The following is a 25,189-nucleotide window of genomic DNA, read 5'->3' on the forward strand; positions in this document are numbered from 1 at the left end:
AAGAAAAAATGATTTTCCTGTTTTCAAATAAAAAAAGTTTCTTCTTCACGAAGAAACTTTTTTAAGACTACTCTATTTCATAGAAATAGTCGCCTCTACTGGATAATGATCAGAGTAATCATTATATGTATATTCTTTGAGCCATGACGTAACAGTCCATTGTGGCGATTTCGACTGTAACACCTTATTCTCTATATACGATGGATTAGCATGGTCCTTACTTGTAATAATATAATCTAAATACTCGGCAGGGCTATCGGGGAAGTTATATTTCGCAATACTGTTTGTCGTCGCATCCCAAGTTGCAGTATGTCCAGTATAAGATGGAATAGAGGCGTGCAATGTTTTGAACATGGATGCGTACTCTGAGTCACTATTATTCTCAGCATTTATTTTATTTACATTCATATCACCACCAATTAACACATACTCGTTATTTGGTATATTTTTATTTTTAATAAACTCTTGAATTTCTTGTAGCTGTTTTGTACGTACAGATGCTGGCGAAGTATTTCCACACATACTATCTTCAGCTTGTAAATGAGTCCCAATCACATGTACAAAACGATCATTTTTCTTAACTTTTGTGTATACAAATCCTTTATTTGATAAGTTATCTGGTCCACAGCCTTTTTCAAATACATATTGAATCTTTTCAACAATTGGCCATTTACTCACAATCGCTACACCTCCATCTTCAGGAGTCGAAGATGAATAGTTTCCTAACGTCTTATCCCACTCGCTTCCACTACTACGACCTAATACTGCCGTTTGATTTGGATATTCTTTCTTCAAATTTCCTAATAAGCGATTTGAAGCACTATTATCAAACACTTCATTTAATATAACAACATCTTGATTCTTTATATAATCTGCTGCTCCAATTAAATCAGCACGCTCATTTTGTCCCCAGTTGGGATATAGGTTTGTTGATAGCATGTATACATTATGCGTCATAACTTTTAACGTATCATTTTGATTTGTGGACATTTCTGCTTGAACGGAAGATCCGCTATATAAAGCTGCTAGACCAATCCCAAAGCTTAGTACACCTTTTAGCAATTCACTTTTCACAATTCATATCCTCCGTTTACTGTATAGTGATAAAAAGGCCAAATACTCTATTCTGAGATTTGACCTTTCTCCAATACTTAACGATTTCCGTACGTATCAAACCAAAGCTGAATGTATCCAGCAGTTACACGTTGCGCTTCCATTAATCGCTTACCAGTCATTGGTGTAACTTCAGCGCGCCATTTGTCGGCATAACTTTGTGATACAGCAGCTTGCACGAACCAACTTTTCGTATTACTATTTACGATACCAGGGAAATCTTGTTTCGCAGCTACCGCAGCACCATGAATCCAATCTTCAGGGTTTATACCTTTCCAATTCCAATATCCATTTCCGTCCGTTACTTTGTAATTATCTTTAATCGTATCTACAAAGTTTTCATATTTAGAATGGAATCCTTGTGGATAAGAAATATTCGTAAAGTTTGCTGCATGCATCGGTTGATTTACATCACCTAAATAATGAAGAGATAACCCTAAATAGAAGAATGCTTGTTTCATATCTTTATTTTTATAAGATTCACCAGCTAATTTAAAATACTTAGCTCCAGTTTCCTTCGCTTGCTTTGCAAGTGGAATGTATGTACTTCCATCGTCTGGATCATAGAAATGTGACGCAAATGTACTATTGTCATAATAAGGATTTTCATAATCAGCAGAATAAATGCCATTTTCTAAATCTGTGCGCCATTCATTTAATAGTGCAACTTGATCTTGTTTTACAATTGTCGTATTACGGGACATAATATCAATAGCACGGTTTACAATCCATAAATGAGAATTTACACCTTCTGAGTGTTTATCTTCCGCAGACCAATACTGAGTAATAATCGCTCTACTTTCTTCATTCTTTTCATGTGCAAAAGCTACATTTTGTAATGGCGCTACTAACGTAATAGCTGCTGCTAAAGCAAGTACTTTCTTTTTCATCTGAAATCCTCCATTTTATAATAGAATTATTGTAAAGATTTTTGTTAAGATCCTACGATGTCTTACGGTTAACCTATGACTAGAATATCCCACCTTTCGTGAAAATTCTATCAATAAATTAAAATATGCAAATGTTCATATCACTATAACTTTATACATAGCGAACGTAATGAATGAATGCACTTACATTGTAATACAGTATTGTTAAGCTACTGCAAATACTTGTCTAAACTAATGTAAAAAAAGAGTAAAGCGATTAACCGCTTTACTCTTTTTTTCTTTTCGATAATACACTTGGCAGTTGCACATTAACTGCCAATTTATGAATAAATCCAAACACTAATCCAATCCCGATAAATATGTATAAGATCGTAAATACCTTTCCGAAATCAGTTTGCGGACTAAAATTCCCATCACCGACAGTCGTCAACGTAACCACACTAAAATATAGGGCGTCAAGAAGACGTAATCCTTCAACTGTACTATAAAAAATCGTACCAGATGTTAATGTTAAAAATGTTAATACGAATAATACTTGAAATTCTTTATCTTTCCACGCTCGTAAACAAGCTTTTAGCATCCGTTTCAATGTCAACATAAATGAAAGCATTAGACTTCCCCTTCCAAACAAAATACCTGTAGTTAAAGGAAAGTCTATCACCTTTCTGTATAGAAAAAAAGTAGCCCTCTTCTATTTCTAGAAAAGGGCTACTTTTTACTATTCTCTATTATTTAGGTGAAACAAGAATTTTCACTTGTGTTTTATCTTTTACAAGTGCTTCAAATCCTTCTTCAACAACTTGATCCACTGTGATTTTTTTCGTAATTAATTTCTCTGCTTGAATTTGGCCAGAGCTAATTAATTTAATAACAGCTGGGAAGATATGACGGTATCCAAGAATACCGATAACTTCTTTTTCTTTTAGTACAAGGTTGTTTGGCGTAATTGTCGCATCTTTTTCCCACACACTAACAATTACAGTTTGTCCTTCAAAACTTGTACTTTCAATCGCTTGACGAAGTACTACTTCGACACCTGTTACTTCAAAGCTCACATTTACACCTAAACCATTTGTTAAGTTACGAATTTCTGCTAGTACATCTTGAGTTGCTGGATTTAATACGTAATCAGCACCTGCTAATTTAGCTAGCTCTTGACGTTCTTTAGAAAGTTCCACTGCGATAACAGGAGTTGCTCCTGCTGCTTTTGCTGCTTGGATTACAAGAAGCCCAATCGGACCACAACCAAATACCGCTACAGCTTCTCCCTCTTTTAATTTACTTTGACGTACTGCATGAACTGCTACTGCTGCTGGTTCTACAAGCGCACCTTGCTCATACGTCATTTCGTCTGGAATATGATGAACCATATCTTCTGGTACTACTGTATATTCAGAGAAACCGCCGCCTTCTCCGCCAAGACCGTGGAAAACAAGTTGTTCACAAACATTGTAATGTCCGTGTTTACAAGCTTCACATTTACCACAAGAATAAATTGGTTCTACAACGACGCGATCTCCCACTTTATGAGAAGTAACGCCTTCACCGATTTCAACTACCTCACCACTAAACTCATGACCTAAAATAACCGGTGCTTTTACGTGTGTTAATGGGTGCTCTTCTGTTGGAATAAAAATAGGTCCTGCTAAATATTCATGCAAGTCTGTTCCGCAGATACCACACCATTTAACTTTAATCTTAACTGCTCCTGGTCTTACAGTTGGTTCTGGTACTTCTTCTACTCGTACATCACGTTGATTATGCCAAAGTAGTGCTTTCATTTTATACATCCCTCTCTACGTATATACTTAACCTGGTGAAGTTTACAAATCTATTATAATACTTCCATCCATATATTTCAAAAAAACAATCTCATTTTCACTAATTTTTAACAAATAACGTTCAATATTTTGTCACTTTGTACTTTTTTCCACATCTGTTAATGCTAATTTCATTGCGGTTGAAATTAGCATTATGCCATAATAGCATAGGAGAGGTGAATATCGCTTGAAATATTTTATTTACTTTATTGTTATCGTAGCGTTTTTAGATACATTTTCACAATTACCTATTATGAGTACTTTCGCTCAAAGTCTTGGAGGAACCCCTCTTGTTATCGGGCTAGTTATCGGTATGTACTCATTCGCTAATATGATCGGTAATATTATCGCTGGAGCCGCTGTCGATAAATTTGGTGCAAAAAAAATCCTTTATATAAGCATGGGAATTACGAGTTTCATAGTCTTGTTATACACCGTTGTTCAAAGTGGTGAACAACTATTAGTTGTGCGCTTTATGCACGGTTTTAGTGACGGATTTTTAATTCCTGCTGCCTTTACGTTTTTATCAAAGCAAACGAATTCAGCAAGGCAAGGTAAAGCAATGGCTCTATCTGGTGCCGCTGTTGGAACAGCTGCAATCGTAGGACCTGCTTTCAGCGGCATTATGAAAGCAACAGCTGGTATAGAGTGGGTGTTCATTACTATTTCTATTTTAATGGTCCTTGGTACAATCGTATCTCTATTCTTCTTACCAAATAACGTATCAAGAAAAGATACATCAAGAACACAAATGATGAACAAAGAAGATATGATTGAACTATTGAAATCAGAACCGTTATTACAAGCATATATTGGTGCTTTCACACTAATGTTTTCACAAGGGATTGTCACTTATATGTTACCAGTAAAAGTTGAGGCATTAGCACTTAAAGCATCTACAACAGGCATGATGTTAAGTGTATTCGGAATTACCGCTATCCTCTTCTTCTTACTGCCAACAAATCGCATTTACGATCGATTTAATCGTTCCAAACTAATGCTAATCGGGATTGCAGTAATGGCACTAGCGTTATCTTTACTCGGATTATTTGCAACAAAAGGCATGCTCTTTATCGTTATGATAATTTATGGAATTGGATTCGCTATCCTCTTCCCAGCAATTAATGCTTTACTTGTTGAAAATACAACAGATAGTAACCGAGGGCAAGCATTCGGATTGTTTTATGCATTCTTCTCGTTAGGAGTTGTTGCTGGCTCCTTTACAGTCGGAGCAATCGGGGCATCGCCTAGCGTCAGCTTCGTTATCGGAACTGCATTCTTGTTAACATTTGCTGGAATGATTTTTGTAAGAAGCAAAGTAAAAAAGACAATGATGGGTTAATTCCATCATTGTCTTTTTTTAAAATGCATATTGATATAATCCGTAATATAACGGAAAAGTTGGGATAATGCCAATTAATTTAAATACAAAAGGTAATGGCTCATCTTTCTCTTCATATAATCGTAAAACAAAAACTGCAGTTAAAGTCCAAATGATGCTAAATACGAAGATGCATTGCCAAACGATCGGCTTCAATATTTGTACATCAAAAACAAATCCAAATAGTCCTATCCATGTAATAATAGACACTACAAAATCAAACTTTTGAATCGGTGTTTGAAACATCCCTCTCACTAGCGAAGTAATAGCTAATATCGCTACAATTACCAAATAAATTTTCCACAACACAATGATAATCTCCTATTCAATTCAACTTTTAACTTTTAACTTTTAACTTTTAACTTTCAATAAACCATATTTAATGAATAATATGGCATTATATTTTTCATAGAAATAATACAACGGATAACAAAATAAGAAGAAAATAAGTACGGTTGGTACATTGTCTATAATAGAAAAATGTTTTACTAGCAATTCTTTAATACTCTCTCCAATAATAATAAACAGTGGGATAACACAGATTGCCGCTAATATTAAACATGGTGTTATCCTCATTTCTTTCAGCTTCACCTTACAATGCGGACACCTTAATGAAAAAGGATGTGGGATGTCGATAATATGTTGTGCAGTAATATTCTCTTCACATTGTGGACATGCAATTGTTTCTTTCATTTGTCCCCCCTCCTTTCTACTCATCAAAAAAGAGTTCTATTAAATAGAACTCTTTTTATTGCCTAATATATATTACTTTTGTATATAACCAAATATCAATGTAAATAAACTTACATATAAATGCAATACTACTTGCTCCTTTTAAAAAAGAAAATGAATAAATATCGACGATACTTCGACAATTTCCTCGGAAATATTTCTTTTCCACACATAATTTGATACACTACATATGGATAAACACTTGTATTACATAAGCTAAAATAATAACTTAATGTACAAATAAAAGAGCACACTCTTCATATGAAGAATGTGCTTTTATTTTATCCCGCATTAACGTCTAATCCAAACAGCACCTGCAGACTTATCATCTGCTTGTCCAACAACTTGGAATTTAAGGCCAAGGTTTGGAACTTTGCGTCCTGCGTCAGCAATTTGCTTATTACTGTATACCTTTGAATCATCAAACGTTGTAACACCTTGTAATCCAGTATAATTAAACTGTCCTCGTGTAAATGAATTTACACTCCATGAAGGTGTTTGATCAAATGAAAATGCAGCATCTGCAATTTGAATTCCAGTATTACCGTATGCTGGTTTCCCACCTAAATTTCCAACAATCGCTTCTGGATGAGAATCTACAACACCAAGGAAGCCTTCACCTGGATGTAACCCAACCCAGTTATCTTTGAAACTATCATCTGCATACCAAACGACAAGACCTGTATTATATACCGGACCTTTTCCCGCTTTTAATCCATTATCTGATCCAGCATAGTTTCTCCACTCTAGATAATAATAATGGGGTTTCTGTTCTGTCCCATCAGAAACAACGAATCCATTTAACTTCATTTTAGACTGTCCTTCTGCGTCATCTGAAAATACTACTTGTCCATCAACTGTTACATTTACATTATCCATTGCGAAACCTTTATATGTTAAAGCTGGATCTGTAATATAGTCGAATTGTAGTTTAACTTTCTTCCCTTTAAATTGACTTAAATCGTATGATTTATCAATCCATTTTCCATCTGTTGTATCTTTATCTTCTTGGACTATGTTTTCTCCCAATCTATCAATTAATGTTTTCGTTCCATCTTCAGTTACAGCATGTACTTCGATGAAATCACACTCTGCTTCTAGTTCATAATTCGCTTTATAATCAAATTTTGCATTTGTTCCTTTTGTTAAATCGAAGAATGGTGTTTCTAATGTCGTATGAATATCATCGCCTCTTGTACTATAGTATGCACGCTTTCCAAATCCAGGCTTAATTGTTTCAATACTCTTACCTGGTAAGTTGACACGTACGACACCTGGACGATTTGATTTTGTAACACTTTGATCAATATATGTAGGAACGCCTACACCACTCTTAATTTTATCGTAATCTACTTCTAAAATTTTCGCCCAGTTTCCACCCATATTCTTTTGTAAGAAATCTTTATTTTGTGGTGAAAAACTAGTTGGCTCTGTTCCTGCGATTTTTCCTGTCCAGCTACCTCCACTCATTAATGACCAAGCTTCGACAGGTGATCCCATTCCAGTATAATTCGTATCATACTCATCTGGTAAACCAAGGTCATGTCCAAATTCATGTGCAAACACACCTACTGCACCGTCTTCTGGTTCAATTGTGTAATCATGAGCCGCTACTTTTCCATCCCAATAAGGTACTTTAGCTGTTGTTCCTTCAATCGCTACTGGATCCCTTGCTAATTTAGATCGATGTGACCAAATTGCATCATCTCCTAATTTACCACCGCCAGCTTCTTGACCAACACCGGCATGAATTACCATTAAATGATCAATTACACCGTCCGGTTCATTAAGATTGCCATCGCCATTTGTATCATAACGGTCGAACTGATCGAATTGTGATAAATCTAATCCTTTATCCGCTGCAGCTTTTAATGCTTCTTTCACTAAATCACGCGCACCTTTTGGTCCTTTATTATCGTGACCGCTACTACCATCAGCACCGTAATCAGCAGCTTTTCCTGGCACAGTTAGCCACTCCGTTACATATCCGTCTGTCGTATAACTACCACCAGACTGCTCTTCATAATATTGTTTAAACGTTTTTACTTTCGAACCATCAAATAATGTGTACGGTTCATTACCAAATAACATTTTTTGATAATGCTCTCTACTAAAGTCATTCGAATACATATATCCTGGTGTTTGATCAATATTATTATGTTTATAATCACTAAATTCAACGAGTAATACTAATACTTTATCAGTTCGAACAGACCCTTTATACGGCGCTTGCTTTGCTTTAGAAGTTGGGACTTGTCCATTCAGTTGTTTTTTATTTGGTTCTGGCTTTTGCTCAGGACTCACATTTTTTTCAGGTTTCTTTACTTTCTCCCTTTCCTCCATTTTCTTCTCTTTTACTTTTTTCACGAAATCAGATGCCTCTTTAGCAGTATCCGCTGGAAGAATTTCTTTATTTGCCTGATCCCCTTGCTTCTTTTCAATATATTGCTCTACGGCCTTTTTTGTCTCTTCTTTAGACGATGCTGGATTAATTGTTCCTCTTTCTTTCAGCGCTTCCGCTAAACGATCTTCTTGAATTAAGTTATGATCAATTGGCGTTGTAGACACACCTTCTTTTGCTGACGTTTCTGCATATGCTAACGGAGCACTCATTACAGCTGAGCATCCGATGAGTGTTGCGATCGTTAATGATGACAACACTTTAAATGGCGCTTTTTTTCTCATTTTAATCATCCCCTTGTATCAATCTTAAACTTCAGATAAAAATATGTAATCTATCCTCCCTTGTATAATAAAAGACATGATTCTATAAGAAATAAGCTTTCTGTTATAGAATCATGCCCTCCAGTTTTCTGGTCAGACCCTCTATCTTTTTATGTCGAAATGTGAAAAATAAAGAGTGATTTGTATATATTAAATAGCTTATATTAAAAATTTAAAAGACAATATGCACAATTGCATGAAAATTCTTTCAAACAAAAAAAGAACCCAAGTTAATTAAACTTGGGTTCTCCATTTCGTATTATTTCTCTTGTGTTTTTTCCCAATCAGCTAAGAATTTCTCAATTCCTTGATCTGTTAATGGATGCTTCACTAATGAAGCGATTACGTTTGCTGGGATTGTTGCAATATGTGAACCGTTTAATGCTGCTTCTGTTACATGAACACTGTGACGGACAGATGCTGCAATGATTTCTGTTTCAATGCCGTGAATTGCAAAGATTTCTGCGATTTGGCGAATTAAGTCCATACCGTTATGACCGATATCATCTAGGCGACCTAAGAACGGTGAAACGTATGTCGCACCAGCGCGAGCTGCAAGTAATGCTTGCACTGCTGAGAATACTAATGTAACGTTTGTACGAATTCCTAAATCTGAGAATGCTTTTACTGCTTTTAAGCCTTCTGTTGTCATTGGAACTTTTACAACAACGTTTGGAGCGATTTTTGCTAACTCTTTTCCTTCTTCAATCATTTTATCAGCTTCTAAGCTAATTACTTCTGCGCTTACAGGTCCTTCAATAAAGCTGCAAATTTCACGAATACGCTCATGGAAATCTACGCCTTCTTTTGCTACAAGTGATGGATTTGTCGTTACTCCAGCTACTACACCTAATGCATTTGCCTCTTTAATTTCGTTAATGTTTGCTGTATCAATAAAAAATTTCATTTGTTATTCTTCCTTCCTAATTTTCATTTTATATTTATTTATTTATTTTTTCTTAATAAGCTCTAATTCAATCGGAATAAATTTGTCCACTTTTTTACCTTGTGTTATCTCTTTCGCTGTTTCCATCGCCTTCTCTCCGATTAATTCTGGTTTTTGAGCGACTGTTGCTGCCATACGCCCATCTTTAACCGCTTTTACAGCATCATCTGTTGCATCAAATCCAACAACAACTACATCTGTTTTACCAGCAGATTTCAATGCCTCAATTGCGCCTAATGCCATTTCATCGTTATGAGCAAACACTGCTTTTATATCGCTATTTGCTTGCAAAATATTTTCCATAACGGATAATCCTTTTGCACGATCGAAATCAGCTGCTTGTTTTGCTACTACTTTTAAAGACTTATCAGCTACGTTATGGAATCCTTTCCCACGCTCACGAGCAGCAGACGATCCAGGGATTCCTTCTAACTCAGCAACATTTGTTCCTTCACCAACTAACTCCCGAATGTAATCACTAGCCATTTGGCCACCTTCTATATTGTTGGAAGCAATATGAGAAACAACTTTACCTGAATTCGCAACCCGGTCTACTGTAATAACAGGAACATTGGCTGCATTAGCTGCACTTACCGCTGAAGCAACAGCATCTGAATCGGTTGGATTAATAACAATTACATCGACACCTTTTTGAATTAAATCTTCAACATCATTTGTTTGCTTCGCCGCATCATTTTGTGCATCAACAGCAATTAATTCAATGCCGCTATCTTTTGCCTTCTTTTCTGCACCTTTTTTCAACGTGACGAAAAATGGATTATTTAAAGTTGAAACAGAAAATCCAACTTTAATAGTTTTATTTCGACCTTTATCGCTAGAATCCTTTGCCCATTCTGGTGGTTCCATTGAACAACCAGCAGTAACTACCATGATGCATGCAACGAGTATCAGTAACCATTTTTTCATGAATTGCCCCTCCATTACGCTTCTTTTCGACGATCAATTAGTACAGCTAGTAAGATTACAAGTCCTTTTACAACTTGTTGGAAGAAAGAAGATACACCTAATAAATTTAAACCGTTATTTAGTACACCAATAATAAGCACACCGATGAATGTACCAACAATCCATCCTCTTCCACCTGAAAGACTCGTTCCTCCTAACACAACTGCAGCAATTGCATCCAATTCGTAAGAAGTACCAGCAGTCGGCTGTGCAGAATCTAACCTTGATGTTAAGACAATACCTGCAAGCGCTGCCAAAATTCCGGAAAGACCGTAAATCATTACTTTAATTCTCGTAACATTAATACCTGATAAAGCTGCCGCTTCTTCATTTCCACCAATCGCAAACGTACGGCGACCAAACGTTGTTTTCTTTAAAATAAAGTACAGTACTGCAAAAGCGATCATCATTGTAACGGCTGGCACAGGAATACCAAGGAAATAACCACGGCCAAACATTTGGAACATTAAATGATCACCAAGACCGGTGATCGGACGTCCGTCCATATAAACAAGCGTCAACCCGCGAAAAATAGTCATTGTTGCTAAAGTTGCAATAAACGGAGCTACTTTTCCCTTCGCAATAATAATACCGTTTACAATCCCCATTGCAAGACCTGCTAATAATCCAACTACCATTGCAAGGAACGGATCCATGCCACTTGCCATCATTCCGGCAACAAGTGCACTTGATAATGCTAAAATAGAACCTACCGATAAGTCAATACCCCCTGTTAAAATAACGAAGGTCATTCCAAATGCAATGAGTGCATTAATCGATACTTGGCGCAGTATATTAAATAAATTTGGAATTTCAATAAATGCTGGATTTAAAGCTGTAATTACCACGATAATTAATACTAACCCAATTAAAGAACCAAGTTGTTGTAATACATTCCCCTTCTTAGCCATATCTTACTCTCCCCCTGTAGCTAGTGCCATAATAGACTCTTGCGATGCCTGATCTTTCTCTAAAATACCACCGATTTTCCCTTCATGAATAACGAGAACACGATCACTCATTCCTAAAACTTCTGGAAGCTCAGACGATACCATAATAACGGCATCACCCTGCTCAGTAAGCTTATTCATAATAGAGTAAATTTCCTTTTTAGCCCCAACATCTACACCTCTCGTTGGCTCATCTAAAATGAGTAACTGCGGATGAATCCCTAGCCATTTTGCAATTACAATCTTTTGCTGATTTCCACCAGAAAGAGATTTTACAGCTTGCTCTCCGTTTGCTGCTTTCACATTAAGAAGCTTCATCATATCCTCTGTAAATTGCTGTTCTAAAGCTTTATTAACAACGCTTCCCTTTGAAAAACTTTCTAAATTTGGTAAAGCTAAATTTTCACGAATCGAAAAATCTAACACAAGCCCTTCAGATTTTCTATCCTCTGTAATAAAGGCAATTCGTTGTCTAATCGCATCAATTGGACTATCAATTTTTACTTCTTGTCCATTCATGAAAATTTTTCCTGAATCGAGCGGTTCATATCCAAATATTGCTTTCATAATATCCGTGCGACCAGCTCCCATCAAGCCCGCAACACCAAGGATTTCACCTTTTCTAACTTGAAACGAAACATTTTCAAATTTCCCCTTTTTCGTTCCGTTACGCATTTCAAAAATCACTTCGCCAATTTGACTATTTCGCTCTGGATAACGTTGACCAATACTGCGCCCCACCATCATGCTAACTACTTCATCAAATGATGTTTCTGGAATTAATCTCTTCCCTACATATTCTCCATCACGCAAAATCGTAATGGCATCACATATTGAAAAAATTTCTTCCATCCGGTGTGAAATATAAACGAATGAAACGCCCTCTTTACGTAATTTATTAATAACAATAAACAGCGTTTCAATTTCGCAATCTGTTAATGCTGCTGTAGGTTCATCCATAATAATAACGCTCGCCTTTGTCATTAATGCTTTAGCAATTTCAATAATTTGCTGTTGTCCAACTGATAATTCACCTGCTAGCATAGCACCTCTCACATGTAGACCAAGATCTGCTAATTGTTGCTGGGCAATCGCATTCATTTGACGCGTACGTAAAATGCCCGTTTTCCCATACATTAACTCTTTTCCAAGAAACATATTTTCAGCTACCGTTAAATTCGGTAATATGTTCAACTCTTGATGGATAAATGCAATACCATACTCTTCAGCTTCTTTCGCATTTTTAAAAGTTCGTTCTTTCCCCTCAATCATGACTGTTCCACTGTCTTTTTTATATACGCCTGTTAAAATCTTCATGAGCGTCGATTTCCCCGCTCCATTTTCCCCCATCAATGCATGGACTTCTCCTGTTTCAATCATAAACTGTGCGTTTTTTAGAACAGGATTACCACTGAACGCTTTTGAAATGTTCTTCATTTCAATATGCATTCTCATCACATCCCTCTATTAAAAAATCACGCCTGCATGTAAAATAACATTCGCATAAGGCGTTGCTTCTCCTGTACGAATAATCGCCTTCGCTCTCTTTGTATGCTCTTTAAATTCCTTATGAGACACATATTCAAATGCTGGCTCTATTAAACGCATCTCAACTTCTTTATTTACCACGTCATTATTCATAATGACTTCTTCTGCCAGCGTCACTTTTTCAATTGCCATATCATCAGCAACTACTTGTAATACGTCTAAAAAGCTAGGCTTTCCAATTTCAACTGCTAAATCAATTCGTTTTACTCCATCAGGAATCGGCAACCCGCAGTCTGCGATTACAATCGTATCTGTATGCCCAAGTGAAGCAAGGACTGCCGCGATTTCACTATTTAATACACCGTGTTTTTTCATCCAACAATCACCTGCACTTCACGTACTCTATCTCTCGTCGGCATACCGCCCTGTGCACCAAGTTTCGTTACAGAAAGACCACCAGCAATATTAGCAAAACGAATAGCCTTTTGAAGTGTTTCTCCTTCAGAAAGCGCAACTGCTAACGCACCGTTAAATGTATCACCAGCTCCAGTCGTATCTACTACATCTACAGCAATACTTGGAACTTGAACAACTTCCGTTCCATTATGGAAACGAACACCATTAGACCCTTCTGTCATCAATAGCTTATTTGGATATTTAGCCAGTAACTCTTCAATTGGTGATGTGAAATCATTTAATACGATGCGACATTCATGTTCATTCGGCGTAATATAAGTCGCTTTTTCTAAAATATCTTCTGATAAAAATTGTGCTGGAGCTGGATTCAACATAACTGGAATTTTATGCTCCTCACAAATAGCTAGAACGTATTTTACTGTTTCAAGCGGAATCTCTAGTTGAAGAACAACCATATCTGCTTTTACAAGAAGGTCTTTTGAACGATCTACAATCGACTCATTTACAAGAGCATTTGCTCCTTGTACGACAACAATACTGTTATCCTCTTCTGCTAAAACGATATGAGCGATTCCTGTCGTCCTATCTGTAACCGGTACCACATAGTCGATAAAAATGCGTTCGTTCTCCAAATTTTTTCTAACTACTGTTCCGTAATCATCATTTCCTACTGCACCAACCATCGCTACATTTGCTCCTAATCTAGCTGCAGCAACTGCTTGGTTGGCCCCTTTTCCTCCTGGTATCGTATGAAACGCTTCACCAATTACTGTTTCTCCTGCTTTCGGCCGTATTTTTGAAACAGCCACTAAGTCCATTGAAATGCTACCTACTACTGCAATATTTGGCATCTGTCTCATCTCCTTACTTCGTTGTATTTCGTTCTATAATTTCAATCGGTAAACGATAATGTTTCTCTTCTAATGGATTTCCTTCCATCTGCTCTAACAACAATTCTGTTGCAATTTCCCCCATTTCATAAATTGGCTGTGCAACAGTCGTAATAGATGGATACATCATTTCAGTTAAAGAAATCCCATCGAATCCAATAATTTGTAAATCGTCTGGAATAGAAATTCCCTTTTGAAGTGCAGCCTTTACAACGCCGATTGCAATTAAATCATTCCCAGCAACAATTCCATCAATATGCGGATATTCTTCTAATAATTCCACCGCGACCTGTTCACTATTAGCTGGATCGAATGTACTCTCTGCAATCATATAAGAAAGATTATTTTGCGTAATAACGTCTACAAAACCTTCAAAACGTTCATTAGCTGTGCTCACATCACGCGGTCCGCGAATATGTGCAATATGTTTACACCCTTTGTCTATTAATAACTTTGTCGCCGCCTGGCTCCCTGCATAGTTATCTGCATATACAGTAGGAATGCGCTCATTAAACATACGGTCAATCGCAACAACTGGAATAGACAAATTCATGTAATTAACACTATTTTGTGGATTCGTTGCTACAATAAATCCGTCCACATTATTTTGTCTAAGCACATCAATGTATTGCTTCTCTTTTTCTAAATTTTCATCAGAGTTACAAAGTACAACTGTGTAACCTTGCTTATGTGCTACATCTTCTACAGCACGTGCAACTTCCGGAAAGAATGGATTCACGATATTTGGAACAACTAAGCCAATTAAACGAGACTTTTTATTATATAAAGAACGCGCTACTGTACTAGGTTTATAATCTAGCATTTCAATTGCTCGCTCTACTTTTTTTAATGTATCCTCATGAACATATCCATTTTTATTTAACACTCTGGAAACGGTCGCAACAGATACCCCTGCTAATTTTGCAACGTCTTTAATCGTACTCATTCTCTTTTCTCCTCACTTCATGTAACCGTTTACAGAAAATAATATAACGCATTTATAAAAATACGTCAATCATTTCTAACTAAAAAGCTTTTAAGGTTATACTCAAAAAAAGCATCGCCTTATGGCGATGCTTTTTTATTACGAATATGATACAGTTTTTTCCTTTTCTTCTACAGCAGGCTCTTCAGCACCTTTTTTACGATCAGACAGTTTAATTTTCTGTAAGAAAATCGTAAAGATAGCACCTACTACGATAAATACCAATCCTGTTAAGAATACAGTATGAAGTGAGTCCACTAAAGAGCTTTTCAAAATTGGTACGATGCTATTAGAAAATGCTTCTGGCATTTGTTTTAATGCCTCTGGACTAAATAGCATAGAATATAAACTTTGTGGATCTGTATGAATCATATCTTTAAATTTTGTTACCATTTGTCCCGCTTCTTTTGGGAATGTGTCTAATACAGGTACTAATTTATTTGTTAACGTTGTGCCTGAAGTGTTATTCATAATTGATCCTAAAATTGTAATCCCAAACGTTCCACCGATTTGACGGAAGAATTGACTTGATGATGTTACAACGCCAAGATCTTTTTTCGGGAAGCTTTCTTGTAATGCTAATGTTAATATCGGCATAACAAGACCCATTCCTAAACCGATAACCATCATATAAGAAGTAGCGGTAAGCTTAGTTGTGTGCATATCCATCGTTGTTAATAACCAGAAACCACTAGCCATAATAAGCATCCCTGTAATAATTTGTGGTTTCACACCAATTTTTAATACAAGCTGACCACCAATAATACTCATAACGATCATTGTAATCATCATCGGTGTCATAATCGTTCCTGATTCAGCAGCACTTACGCCTACAATTCCTTGCATAAAGAACGGTACGAACATAATTGCTCCAAACATTCCGATACTCATAAAGAAACCGATCGCATTCAGTAGTGTAAATGTGCGGTTTTTAAAGAAGTGCATCGGTAAAATTGGTTCTTCAGCCTTCGTTTCAACGATAATAAAGCTAACAATACCAATGGCAGCTAGTGCAAATAACCCGATAATTTGCCAAGAACCCCATGCATAATCTTTCCCGCCAAACGTTAACGCAAGTAATAAACTTACAACACCGAGAATCATCGTGAAGATTCCAGCGATATCAATTTTAATTGGTCCTGTTTGTTTATGTGCTTTTAATCCCATTGCAATAAAGATTGTCGCTAAAATACCAACTGGTAAGTTAATATAGAATACCCATCTCCAGTTCACTGCGTCTACAATCCAACCACCAACTTGTGGTCCAATTACAGAAGCAAGACCGTATAAAGCACCAAAAATCCCTTGCCATTTAGCACGTTCTTTTCCCGTGAACATATCTCCGATAATAATCATAGCCATTGGCATCATAATACCGCCACCAAGACCTTGAATACCACGGAAAATAATTAATTCTGTCATACCGTTGGCCATACCACATAACGCTGAACCAACCATAAAGATAATTAATCCTGCTATATATACGTTACGACGCCCAAGTAAATCCGCTAATTTACCTGCAATCGGTACAACCGTTGTTGATGTTAACATATAAGCTGTTGTTAACCATGTCATTAAACTTAATCCACCTAGTTCACCGACGATACGCGGCATTGCTGTACCAACGATTGTTCCGTCCAATGCAGCAAATAGCATTGCGATTACTAAACCGATTAACAACAACTTTCTATTCTGATTTTCTTGTTGCTCCATGTAATCTCCTCAATTCCTCTTAGTTTTTCTCTTTTTTCTCTTTTTTCTCTGGTTTCCCGCAAATAATTGTTTCTAGCTTTTCAAAGAGGCGCAACAAATCTTCCCTCTCTTGTAATTCTAAGTGTGAGAAGTATTTTGCAATATGCTCATTACGAGCCGCCATCGCTTCTTCTACTGTAGCTTTCCCCTTCTTCGTTAGCTCAATGACAACAACGCGGCGATCATTATCGTCGTGATAGCGCTCTACTAACCCATGATCAATTAAACGATCAGTCATTACTGTAATCGCGCTCGGTTTCACGTACATTTTCTCCGCCAATTGTGTCGCTCTTGAAGCTCCGTAATGATCTAAAATCTTTAAAATATAAAACTGCGGTGGTGTAAGTCCTGATGCTTGCATTTGTTCTAATAGCTCTGTTTGCATTTTCTTTCCTATAGCGAATGTAAGAGCTTGAATCTTATCAATATGAGTCATATCATTTGGCATGTTATCCACCTCTTATTTAAGCAATAAAATATTTAACGTATTTAAATATTAATCCCACAAACAAAATACGTCAACAACTTTTTTTATAAAAACGTTTACATTCTTGTCACAAAGTTGTATAATTTTCGTCGAAGTTAATATTGACAGTCACGGAGAATCGGAGTATATGGCTATGAATCATAAAGAAGGGAACTTTTTTATATTTCATAGCCTTTTTGTATTCTCTCTGTCTTAAAACGCTTCCAATTAATTAGGGGAGGATTTTCATTTTATGTTTTTCACACAATTATTTAAACCTGCGCCCCACGCAGAACGCTTACCAGCTGATCGCACTGATAGCGAATACCGCAAATTGCGTTTGCAAGTATTCTTAGGCATCTTCATCGGTTATGCGGGTTACTACTTTGTTCGAAAAAACTTTTCACTCGCAATGCCATACTTAATCGAACAAGGCTTTAGTAAAGGGGAACTTGGTGTTATCCTTTCAGCAGTATCTATCGCTTACGGATTAAGTAAATTTCTTATGGGTATCGTATCCGATCGTTGTAATCCTCGCTACTTTTTAGCAGCTGGGCTATTTTTATCCGGTATCATTAATATTATTTTCGGCTCATTTTCTTTCATTACAACGAGCATTATACTTATGTTTGTACTTCAGTTTTTAAATGGATGGGTACAAGGTATGGGATGGCCTCCTTGTGGTCGTACGATGGTTCACTGGTTCTCCATTAGTGAACGTGGTACAAAAATGTCTATTTGGAACGTCGCTCATAATGTCGGCGGCGCGCTTATGCCTTCTCTCGTTACATTAGGCTTATATTTCTTTGCAAATGACTGGAAAAGTATATTTTACTTCCCAGGTATTCTTTCAATTTTGGTGGGGATTTATGTATTAATTACGATGAGAGATACACCTCAATCTTGCGGATTACCTTCTATTGAAGAACATACTGGGGAATATCCATCAGATGAAAAAGTAGCGGACCGTGAACGCGAACTTTCGGTAAAGGAAATTTTATTTACATACATATTAAACAATAAGTTTTTATGGTACATCGCTATCGCTAATGTCTTTGTTTATTTCGTTCGTTACGGCGTTGTAGACTGGGCTCCTACTTATTTAGTAGAAGAAAAAAGCTTTACTCACAGTAGCTCACGTACAGCTTATGCTCTATACGAATGGGCTGGTATTCCAGGTACACTTCTTTGCGGATGGATGAGTGATAAACTATTTAAAGGGCGCCGCGCACCTGCTGGCATTCTATTTATGGTCGGTGTATTCATTGCCGTTCTTGTTTACTGGCTAAATCCTGCTGGGCATCCAATCATTGATAGTATCGCACTTGTTTCCATTGGATTTTTAATTTACGGACCTGTTATGCTAATTGGTCTTCACGCGCTTGACTTAGCACCCAAAAAAGCTGCTGGAACTGCCGCTGGGTTAACTGGGTTCTTCGGTTACCTAGGGGGAGCTACTTTTGCTAGCGCAGCTATGGGCTTTATTGTAGATGGATTCGGATGGAACGGCGGATTCATTTTGCTCCTTGCTTCTTGTGTGCTTGCAATGTTCTTCCTTGCTCTTACTTTAAATACAGGATCTGCTAAATCAAAAGAAGTTTAAACAAAATATAATGTGTAGAAAAATAAACATAAAAATAGCTCTTAGCATGTAAGTAAATGCTAAGAGCTATTTTTTATTTATCGTTCTTCTCTTGCTATTTATATTAATCATTTCCCTTCTATTCATGCGATTAAAACATTTGCTGAAACATCTTTATTAAAACAGCTAACATAACAGATCCAGCAAATCCACCTAAACAAATTAAACTTACCCCTTGGCTATAAGACAAATTTTGAAATGATTTCATACCTTCCATCCTCCCTATATCCCCATTGATATTCTTATTGTATCAATGGGAAAAATTTCATAACATCGATTTCGCTGACAGGTAACTTACAAATTTGTAAGTTAACATTTTTTAAACTTATATATATTCTGTCCACATTCTCCCTCTTAATACATCAAAAAAGACCTCGAATTATATCAAGGTCCTGCTTACACTACAGAATATCTCACTTTATTTTATAATCATAACCGGGCATTTCACACGCTTTGCTATTTTATGACTTACACTACCAAGCACCATCTCTTGCAGTGTATTTAGCCCTCTACTCCCAGCAATAATAAGATCTATATCTCCTGTATTTACATATTGAACAATCGTATCTCCTGGATCGCCATGTAGAATCGTAATTTTGTAGGAAATGTTCTCTTTCTTTAATAAACCCTCAATCTCTTTTAATTTATCTTTTCGACTAGCTGATATTGTTTCTAAATCCGTTTGTCCTTGTATAATATCTGACTTTGCCGTTCTATTATCTACTACGTACACAACTTCAACATGTGTTTCTTCGTTAAATTTCGCAATATATGTTGCATGCTCGGCTGCTCGAAGTGCATGTTCAGAACCATCGCATGCTAATAAAATTTGTTTGTACATATGCTGAATCCCCTTTTCGTTATCCTACCCGTATTATATAATAAAGCCCCCTAAAAAGGAGGCTTCTAACTAGCAATTCTCTTATTATAAGTAGCTAAATTCGCAACGAGCTTCGAGCTACGTTCATTTAACCCTGTGATCCTTACTTTCACACCGTTCTGTTCATACTTCATGATAACTTTATCAATTGCCGCTACCGCTGAATCATCCCATACGTGTGCGTTAGTAAAGTTCATCTCAATTTCTTTCACATCTTCATTGTATGAAAAAGCATTTATATACTCTGCCGTAGATGCGAAGAATAGTTGGCCGTGAATTTCGTATATTTTCTTATTTTCAATATACAAATGTTTCACGTGAATCTTTGCCATATTGAATGCAAATAAAACTGCACTAATTATCGTTCCGATAATTACACCTAATCCTAAATTATGTGTAATTAGGACCATCACAACTGTTACGATCATAACAAATGCGTTTCCTTTTGGTACTTTATGAATCGTCGCTACAGAGTTCCAATCAAACGTCCCAATCGAAACCATAATCATAACTGCAACTAAAGCTGCCATCGGAATATGAACAACGTAATCACCTAAAACAAATAGCAATACGATTAAAAAACCACCGGCTACAAGCGTCGATAATCTCCCTCGACCACCTGATTTAATATTAATAACAGATTGTCCAATCATTGCACATCCTGCCATTCCTCCAAAAAAACCAGCAACAACGTTCGCAATCCCTTGTCCACATGCCTCTTTATGCTTATTACTTTCCGTATGTGTCATATCGTCTAAAACCGACGCCGTTAATAATGACTCTAGTAAACCTATAACCGCTAGCATAACTGAATACGGTAAAATAATTGCTAATGTCTCAAGTGTAAATGGAACATCAGGAATACTAAAGAACGGTAATTCTTTCGGTAAGCTTCCCATATCCCCTACTGTTTTTAACTGTAATCCGCTCATAAGTGCAATGCTTGTCACAATAATAATTGAAATAAGTGTAGACGGAACAGCCGTCGTAATACGTGGAAATAAATATATAATTGCAAGTCCTAATGCGACAAGTGCATACATTTGCCAAGTTGCATTTTTAAAATGCGGCAATTGCGCTGTAAAAACTAAAATTCCAAGTGAATTTAAAAAACCACTCATAACGGATTTAGGAACAAACTTCATAAATGAGCTCAGCTTGAACACTCCAAAAATAATTTGAACAATACCTGTTACTATTGTCACAGCAAATAAATATTGCAAACCGTGATCCTTCACAAGAGTGACCATTAATAATGCCATCGCACCCGTTGCCGCCGAGATCATCCCTGGTCTTCCGCCGACAAACGAAATTGTAACCGCAATACAAAAGGCCGCGTACAATCCAACCGTCGGATCTACACCTGCAATAACAGAAAAAGCTATCGCTTCAGGAATTAATGCTAAAGCAACAACAACCCCTGATAGCACGTCCCCTCTCATATTTGAGAACCATTCATTTTTTATAGTTTGAAACAAAGTAACACTCCTCCACTCTTTTATCATTTGATTTTCTCCATAAGAAAATCAAGGCCGACTGCACGAAGGCTATTATATAACGAGCAAAGGATGTTGTGCTATGTAAAAGTTTCCTAAAGAAAAGACGCTACCTTAGCAGCGTCTTTTCTCATTTCATTAATGTCCACCGTGACCTTGACCACTTTCCTGAACAATTTCTAACCTCTCATCCAATATACCTTGTGTTTCAAATGAAACATCACTACTACTTCCTAATAGGAAACCATGGTTATATGGTCCAAGTGTTGGATCATCTTTAAACTTCGGCTGAATAGTAGCAAGGAAGTCATAAACTGGTTGTGAAGCTTTTCCTTCCTCAAGCAAAACAACAGGGGCATGTTTACCCATATGTGAAAACGGTGCTCCCGCAATTGCTAAGTCTGGTGTTTTGCTTGAAAAAAATGACAAACCGTGACCTGGTTTTGTGAATCCCCAGCCAAATTTCGTTTTTTCATCTTTAAATTTCGCAAATGCAACCGAATTTTCTGTTGGAGTCTCCCCACTAATACGCGTTACTTTCCCATATTTACTTAACTCTTTTTCTACTTCTTTCGAAACGATTTTTTCTGGTCCTAACACATATATATTCGCTTTATCTTTTCTCGTCTTTAATGCCTCTATTGTCGCTTCTGGCACTTTATTTTTTTCAGTATATAGAAGAGGTTCTGGCATATGAGAAATCCAATTTACAGCTGGTGTTGTATATAAACGTCCTTCTTCTTCAGACGAACCGATAATAACGCTATTTGGATAATTCCCTGTTATATCGGCATATTCTTTATCAACATCTTTAGCAAATTTAGCTGGGTCCGTTTCTTTTATTTGCTTTACTTTATATTCTTTTAATTGCTCTAGGCTAGATGCCCCTATATCCCCCATCACCATAATTTGCGTTCCATCTTTCGTTCCGAGCGGATTTAATCGTTTTATTTCTTTTAACGTCATTTCGGGTACCTTTTCTTTTTCTATAAATAAAATCGGTCCGTTATTCGGGTGATGAATAAGATCCGCACTTGCAATACCTAATTGCCACTCGTTCACTGGCACTAAAATAATAGCGCCTGGCTGATTCTCTTTATGCGTTGCTGGCCATATCGTTTGCGAAGTTAATACTGCCATTTGCAGAGGATCATTTGTATTTAATCTCGTTACATTTTTTAAACTTGTCGTTAATAAATCATTCGATGCACCTTGATTTATTTCTTTCGGCGCAGTTACCTCCTGATTCATTTTCATTTCCTTTTGCTCTGTTTTCTTCTCTTCTGTAGATTCATGATTTTTATGATCTGTACTCGTTTGTCCGCATGCCGCAAGACCGACTGCTGCAATTATTGTTATCCCCAAAATTCGGATCATCTTTTTCACTATATCGCCTCCGTATTATTCGTTTTCGAGCCAATATTATTACCTAAAATGGAATTTCAACTTTACAATAACAAGCAATTCTGAAGAAATTATGCAGATGCATTATAATCTGCACCATTTCTTCATGATTTTGACTTACAATTTAAGTAATAACTACAAATGCGGAGGTACTCTATGATCAATATACTACTCGTAGATGATGAACCGAGAATGCTTGAATTATTAACGCTTTATCTTACTCCAATCGGATATAACTGCGTATGTGCAGTATCCGGAGAAGAAGCTATTTCACATATAGAAAATCGAAACTTCAAATTTGTTTTACTCGATATTATGATGCCAAAGATGGATGGGGGGGAAACTTGCAAAAGAATTCGATCATTTAGTAACGTTCCTATCATTATGGTAACTGCTCGTGATCAAACGGTAGATGTCGTTCAAGGGTTAAAACTTGGAGCAGATGATTACGTGACGAAACCATTCCACGAAGAGGAGCTCTTCGCAAGAATTGAAGCTGTTTTACGCCGAACCAATCAACATGCACAAATCCAATATCACGGCATTTTATGGGATGAGGCCAAGCATTTCATTTCTGTCCATAATGAAGAACTTCTTCTCACCCCAATCGAATTCTCTTTACTCGGATTATTTTTACGTCATGTGAACTACGTATTAAGCCGTGATCAGCTCATTGAACGAATTTGGGGATTAAATACAAATACAGAAGATAGAACAGTCGATTCACATATTCGTAATTTACGTGATAAATTACGAAAAGTAAATTTCCCCATTGATCACCATTTAAAAACTGTTTACGGAGTAGGATATCGATGGATTGATATTGAAAACTAAGGAGCAAAACGATGAAGCGAATTTCTATTCAACTCGGATTTTATTTTCTAATTGTTACACTTTTAATCGAAAGTGTTCTATTTGTCTTGCTCTATTATAGCCTTGTAAACAATAGAGTGAATGAAGAAATGACTGCTTTATTAAAGCGTGGAAATAGTCACCGAGATGTCCTTGAAAAATATTTTGACAGGCAAACAATCTCCCATGTTGCTTTAATGGAATCCGAAGCTGAAACAACTGTTATTATTACAAATGCAAATAAGGAAATACTAGCTAAATCCAATGAAATAAATACTACTATAAAAAAACATATTGAAGGAATGCAAACACGAACAGATCATGATGGAGCAATTATAGAGAATCATTGGAAAACATCTAATTATATATGTACAGTTAGCCCAATTGTAGTGGCAGGAAAAACGGAAGGCTATGTATATATGTTTCTCGGGACGGAATCAATCGAAGAAATGGTTAACGGGCTCACACGGCAATTCATTATCGCTGGAGTCATTACTTTCCTATTAACAGCCATCACCATTTTTCTATTATCACGTTTGTTAACAAAACCATTGTTACACATGAAACAAGCGACTGAAAAAATGAGTAAGGGCGATTTATCCGTTTCATTAACAACTACTCGAAATGACGAAATTGGTGAACTGGCACAATCTATCCAAGCTCTCGCAAATGATTTACATTATATGAAAACGGAGCGAAGTGAATTTCTAGCAAGTGTTGCTCACGAATTACGAACACCATTAACGTACGTAAGAGGTTATGCTGACATTGCATCAAAAGAAAACACACCCCCAGAGCAACGTTTACGATACTTATCCATTATAAAAGACGAGTCTGATTATATTACAAACTTAGTCCAAGATTTATTTTCACTCGCTCAAATGGAAAAGCATAACTTTTTCATTCAAGTACAGGAAGTGAATTTACACACCTTCCTTACTCGCATCACTGAAAAAATAAATGTAATGTACGGAGAAAAACAAATTAAAGCTGTTTTCACATGTCCTTCCTCACTCTTAGTAAAGCTAGATGAGCAACGCTTTGAACAAGTTATGGCTAACATTTTAAATAACGCGTATAGACATTCAAAAGAACATTCTCATATTAATATTTCTGTTACAGAAGAACATAAACATATTTCCATCAAAATTAAGGACAAGGGAGAAGGTATTCCCCCTGAAGACCTCCCTCACATTTTCGATCGCTTTTACCGTGTTGATAAAGCGCGCTCTAGAGCTACAGGAGGCACTGGTTTAGGGCTCTCCATCGTAAAAGAAATCGTAGAACTACACGGCGGGAATATTACTGTCACAAGTGAAATTGATCACGGATCTTGCTTTACAATTTCATTGCCATCTATATAGAAACACGACTATCATCAATAGTCGTGTTTTC

The 25,189-nt window shown here is 36.6% G+C and carries 24 protein-coding genes; 4 read left to right on the forward strand and 20 right to left on the reverse strand.

All coding sequences use genetic code 11. The features are described 5' to 3' along the window. Positions 1 to 72 precede the first annotated feature (72 nt). The 4 genes from sph to bdhA form a co-directional block, all read right to left on the reverse strand. The gene (gene sph, locus ABH960_RS24640; protein ID WP_404448992.1) at positions 73 to 1,074 is read right to left on the reverse strand and encodes a sphingomyelinase C; all 1,002 of its coding nucleotides are present in this window, start codon (positions 1,072 to 1,074) and stop codon (positions 73 to 75) included. A gap of 77 nt (positions 1,075 to 1,151) precedes the next feature. Further along, the gene (cerA, locus tag ABH960_RS24645; protein ID WP_404448994.1) at positions 1,152 to 2,003 is read right to left on the reverse strand and encodes a phospholipase CerA; all 852 of its coding nucleotides are present in this window, start codon (positions 2,001 to 2,003) and stop codon (positions 1,152 to 1,154) included. Between the two features lie 265 nt (positions 2,004 to 2,268). Then, positions 2,269 to 2,613, reverse strand: coding sequence for a potassium channel family protein (locus tag ABH960_RS24650; protein WP_404448996.1), 345 nt, complete (start codon positions 2,611 to 2,613; stop codon positions 2,269 to 2,271). A 118-nt stretch (positions 2,614 to 2,731) separates the two neighbouring features. Then, positions 2,732 to 3,784 (reverse strand): (R,R)-butanediol dehydrogenase, encoded by a 1,053-nt coding sequence (bdhA, locus tag ABH960_RS24655; RefSeq protein ID WP_000645834.1) that lies wholly within the window; start codon positions 3,782 to 3,784, stop codon positions 2,732 to 2,734. Between the two features lie 226 nt (positions 3,785 to 4,010). Here bdhA and ABH960_RS24660 point away from each other — a divergent pair, with 226 nt between their 5' ends. Continuing rightward, the gene (locus ABH960_RS24660; protein ID WP_404448999.1) at positions 4,011 to 5,165 is read left to right on the forward strand and encodes an MFS transporter; all 1,155 of its coding nucleotides are present in this window, start codon (positions 4,011 to 4,013) and stop codon (positions 5,163 to 5,165) included. Between the two features lie 18 nt (positions 5,166 to 5,183). On the opposite strand, the gene ABH960_RS24665 is transcribed toward ABH960_RS24660, so the two are convergent. From ABH960_RS24665 to ABH960_RS24720, 12 genes are all read right to left on the reverse strand, one after another. Next, positions 5,184 to 5,513 (reverse strand): hypothetical protein, encoded by a 330-nt coding sequence (locus ABH960_RS24665; RefSeq protein WP_404449001.1) that lies wholly within the window; start codon positions 5,511 to 5,513, stop codon positions 5,184 to 5,186. A gap of 42 nt (positions 5,514 to 5,555) precedes the next feature. Next, a complete protein-coding gene (locus tag ABH960_RS24670) occupies positions 5,556 to 5,897 on the reverse strand; it encodes a hypothetical protein (RefSeq protein WP_002029794.1) in 342 nt (113 codons plus the stop codon). Between the two features lie 330 nt (positions 5,898 to 6,227). Further along, a complete protein-coding gene (gene inhA2, locus ABH960_RS24675; RefSeq protein WP_404449003.1) occupies positions 6,228 to 8,621 on the reverse strand; it encodes a M6 family metalloprotease immune inhibitor InhA2 in 2,394 nt (797 codons plus the stop codon). 298 nt (positions 8,622 to 8,919) lie between these two features. After that, entirely contained in the window at positions 8,920 to 9,567 is a 648-nt protein-coding gene (fsa, locus tag ABH960_RS24680; RefSeq protein ID WP_000667669.1) for a fructose-6-phosphate aldolase, read from the reverse strand. A 42-nt stretch (positions 9,568 to 9,609) separates the two neighbouring features. Beyond that, positions 9,610 to 10,533, reverse strand: coding sequence for a ribose ABC transporter substrate-binding protein RbsB (rbsB, locus tag ABH960_RS24685; RefSeq protein ID WP_002125255.1), 924 nt, complete (start codon positions 10,531 to 10,533; stop codon positions 9,610 to 9,612). Positions 10,534 to 10,547: 14 nt separating this feature from the next. After that, positions 10,548 to 11,483, reverse strand: coding sequence for an ABC transporter permease subunit (locus ABH960_RS24690; RefSeq protein ID WP_002029798.1), 936 nt, complete (start codon positions 11,481 to 11,483; stop codon positions 10,548 to 10,550). A 3-nt stretch (positions 11,484 to 11,486) separates the two neighbouring features. After that, positions 11,487 to 12,971 (reverse strand): sugar ABC transporter ATP-binding protein, encoded by a 1,485-nt coding sequence (locus ABH960_RS24695; RefSeq protein WP_404449007.1) that lies wholly within the window; start codon positions 12,969 to 12,971, stop codon positions 11,487 to 11,489. A gap of 18 nt (positions 12,972 to 12,989) precedes the next feature. After that, a complete protein-coding gene (gene rbsD / locus ABH960_RS24700; RefSeq protein WP_113937914.1) occupies positions 12,990 to 13,385 on the reverse strand; it encodes a D-ribose pyranase in 396 nt (131 codons plus the stop codon). Next, positions 13,382 to 14,278, reverse strand: coding sequence for a ribokinase (gene rbsK, locus ABH960_RS24705; protein WP_113937913.1), 897 nt, complete (start codon positions 14,276 to 14,278; stop codon positions 13,382 to 13,384). The genes rbsD and rbsK overlap by 4 nt, the downstream gene beginning before the upstream one ends. A 13-nt stretch (positions 14,279 to 14,291) precedes the next feature. Beyond that, the gene (gene rbsR / locus ABH960_RS24710; RefSeq protein ID WP_404449010.1) at positions 14,292 to 15,263 is read right to left on the reverse strand and encodes a ribose operon transcriptional repressor RbsR; all 972 of its coding nucleotides are present in this window, start codon (positions 15,261 to 15,263) and stop codon (positions 14,292 to 14,294) included. Between the two features lie 138 nt (positions 15,264 to 15,401). After that, positions 15,402 to 17,015, reverse strand: coding sequence for an MDR family MFS transporter (locus ABH960_RS24715; protein ID WP_113937911.1), 1,614 nt, complete (start codon positions 17,013 to 17,015; stop codon positions 15,402 to 15,404). Positions 17,016 to 17,034: 19 nt separating this feature from the next. Next, positions 17,035 to 17,502, reverse strand: a complete 468-nt coding sequence (locus ABH960_RS24720) for a MarR family winged helix-turn-helix transcriptional regulator (RefSeq protein WP_002029807.1) — start codon at positions 17,500 to 17,502, stop codon at positions 17,035 to 17,037. Positions 17,503 to 17,773: 271 nt separating this feature from the next. Here ABH960_RS24720 and glpT point away from each other — a divergent pair, with 271 nt between their 5' ends. Further along, positions 17,774 to 19,123: a glycerol-3-phosphate transporter gene (gene glpT / locus ABH960_RS24725; protein WP_404449012.1), complete on the forward strand. Its 1,350-nt coding sequence runs from the start codon at positions 17,774 to 17,776 to the stop codon at positions 19,121 to 19,123. A 130-nt stretch (positions 19,124 to 19,253) separates the two neighbouring features. Here glpT and ABH960_RS24730 read toward each other — a convergent pair whose 3' ends face one another. The 4 genes from ABH960_RS24730 to ABH960_RS24745 form a co-directional block, all read right to left on the reverse strand. Then, a complete protein-coding gene (locus ABH960_RS24730) occupies positions 19,254 to 19,370 on the reverse strand; it encodes a DUF4027 family protein (RefSeq protein ID WP_002125236.1) in 117 nt (38 codons plus the stop codon). 210 nt (positions 19,371 to 19,580) lie between these two features. After that, on the reverse strand, positions 19,581 to 20,003 hold the full coding sequence (locus ABH960_RS24735) for a universal stress protein (RefSeq protein ID WP_002010593.1): 423 nt from the start codon (positions 20,001 to 20,003) through the stop codon (positions 19,581 to 19,583). A 65-nt stretch (positions 20,004 to 20,068) separates the two neighbouring features. Next, positions 20,069 to 21,520: a SulP family inorganic anion transporter gene (locus ABH960_RS24740; RefSeq protein ID WP_404449015.1), complete on the reverse strand. Its 1,452-nt coding sequence runs from the start codon at positions 21,518 to 21,520 to the stop codon at positions 20,069 to 20,071. Between the two features lie 156 nt (positions 21,521 to 21,676). Further along, on the reverse strand, positions 21,677 to 22,924 hold the full coding sequence (locus ABH960_RS24745) for a cell wall-binding repeat-containing protein (protein ID WP_404449017.1): 1,248 nt from the start codon (positions 22,922 to 22,924) through the stop codon (positions 21,677 to 21,679). Positions 22,925 to 23,098: 174 nt separating this feature from the next. On the opposite strand from ABH960_RS24745, the gene ABH960_RS24750 reads away from it, so the two are divergent. Beyond that, positions 23,099 to 23,776 carry a response regulator transcription factor gene (locus tag ABH960_RS24750; protein ID WP_404449019.1) on the forward strand — a complete coding sequence of 226 codons (678 nt, stop codon included), beginning with the start codon at positions 23,099 to 23,101 and terminating at the stop codon, positions 23,774 to 23,776. An 11-nt stretch (positions 23,777 to 23,787) separates the two neighbouring features. Continuing rightward, on the forward strand, positions 23,788 to 25,158 hold the full coding sequence (locus tag ABH960_RS24755) for a sensor histidine kinase (protein ID WP_404449021.1): 1,371 nt from the start codon (positions 23,788 to 23,790) through the stop codon (positions 25,156 to 25,158). Positions 25,159 to 25,189: the final 31 nt, after the last annotated feature.

The organism is Bacillus sp. RC252, assembly GCF_044909215.1.
In the GTDB taxonomy this organism is placed as follows: domain Bacteria; phylum Bacillota; class Bacilli; order Bacillales; family Bacillaceae_G; genus Bacillus_A; species Bacillus_A mycoides.